This is a genomic window from Oleiphilus sp. HI0067 (assembly GCF_001635735.1).
In genome coordinates, this window is sequence record NZ_LWFI01000877.1 from 1 (window position 1) to 1,357 (window position 1,357).

The following is a 1,357-nucleotide window of genomic DNA, read 5'->3' on the forward strand; positions in this document are numbered from 1 at the left end:
ACGAAACGCTGATGGCATGGACCGAACGTCATTATCGCGATCAACTAGCGCAGAGCGATTTGGCTGACCCACGTCTGATTGATGAATCTAAAACTGCATTAGATGAGCTAACGCAACTACTTGGTTTACCCGCTATTTATGCGTTTCAGCATTAGGCCTGCGCGCTGACCGATCGGCACTTTGCTGTTTGGAAAAATTAGAAGCTCTTCTGTGTTCTCCACTTCATAAATTTTGAGTGGAGACTTTTCCATTATCGTCCCCTGATTGTAGCGCGAGAAATTAGGGGCACCTTCATCAACATACAATACATATTCTGTATGGTCTACGATCAGCTCATGACACACTTCGAATTCATTGAGTTGATCTTGCGCGACAGTTATGAGCTCACCACAGATCATTGATTTAAGACATTGATAAGTGTTTGCGTATTCGCTGAGTTTGTTGAGCCCAAATGGGTACACTTTACCTAGCTCAACCGTGTATGCATCGGTGTTAAAGCTGCGCGCGGTAAAAGAAGAAAACGTTGTTGCTGGCTTATGCTGATAGACCAGTGCCGTACAGCCAAGTGCAGATAGAATCCCACGAGCTTCATCTGAAACATTGTTAGCGTGCTCGGTTTTAGGTTTGAGCGCGAAGCGTTCAACATAGGAATCGCGAATTGCGGTGTGAAGATCTAAGTGTTGGCTGAGGCCATAATCTTCAGCGAATTCAGAGACATATCTCTCTAGTAGTTTTGCTCTTCTAGCATCAATGCTCCCACAAAAATTATCTTCATTGTGAACTCCCATAAACAGCCGATTCATATTGAACTCGATAAAGCGGCTTGCTTTGCGCATTGCTTTGGGGTGCCCAAGTATTAAAAGAGTGGGGCGGGCTATGGAGATGTCTTTGCTAAGAAGCTCTGTAACGAGTTGATCAATTAACTCTATTGGAGCCGTTTCATTTCCGTGAATACCAGCAGATAGCAATAGACCTTGATGCTGCGCCGCTGTTTGAGTTTTGTTTTGCTTCGGAATAAGTCGCAGCATGCCTTCGGCGAGTAGTTGTGCCGTGAAACAAGAAGTCTCATACGTAGCTGAATTTGTTTTAGCTGGATCTTGAGACAAGGTATGTGACAGAAATGAGTTCGCTGGAGAAAAGAGCGAGTTCAAATCTGTCATAGGAGCACACCTCAGTGGCGATCTTTTGATTAAGAGAGCGGCTTAGTATGCGCCATGATTTTATCTTCAACTTTTCGGAAGATATAAATCAAGGTAAATGTCATGCAGAGGTAAATAGCCGCAACGAATAGGAAAGCTTCAAATGGCGCATAATAGCGCGCGTAGATATCACGAGCTGCACCGGTCAAATCGACGAT

At 44.4% G+C, this 1,357-nt stretch carries 2 protein-coding genes and 1 pseudogene; 1 reads left to right on the forward strand and 2 read right to left on the reverse strand.

Going from position 1 to position 1,357, the window contains the following annotated elements:
• Positions 1-11 precede the first annotated feature (11 nt).
• Positions 12-155, forward strand: coding sequence for an N-succinylarginine dihydrolase (locus tag A3739_RS28070; RefSeq protein ID WP_082878343.1), 144 nt, complete (start codon positions 12-14; stop codon positions 153-155).
• Here A3739_RS28070 and A3739_RS09670 read toward each other — a convergent pair.
• Both A3739_RS09670 and A3739_RS30810 read right to left on the reverse strand, forming a co-directional pair.
• Positions 126-1,160, reverse strand: a complete 1,035-nt coding sequence (locus A3739_RS09670) for a succinylglutamate desuccinylase (RefSeq protein ID WP_068478242.1) — start codon at positions 1,158-1,160, stop codon at positions 126-128. The two genes, A3739_RS28070 and A3739_RS09670, sit on opposite strands and share 30 nt — an antisense overlap.
• Positions 1,161-1,189: 29 nt before the next feature.
• Positions 1,190-1,357: pseudogene (locus A3739_RS30810) on the reverse strand (amino acid ABC transporter permease); the annotation flags it as partial.

Excerpts from the sequence above, each read along its gene's own strand:
- A3739_RS28070 (WP_082878343.1), top strand. The coding sequence starts at position 12 with ATGGCATGGACCGAACGTCATTATCGCGATCAACTAGCGCAGAGCGAT.
- A3739_RS09670 (WP_068478242.1), bottom strand. The coding sequence starts at position 1,160 with ATGACAGATTTGAACTCGCTCTTTTCTCCAGCGAACTCATTTCTGTCA.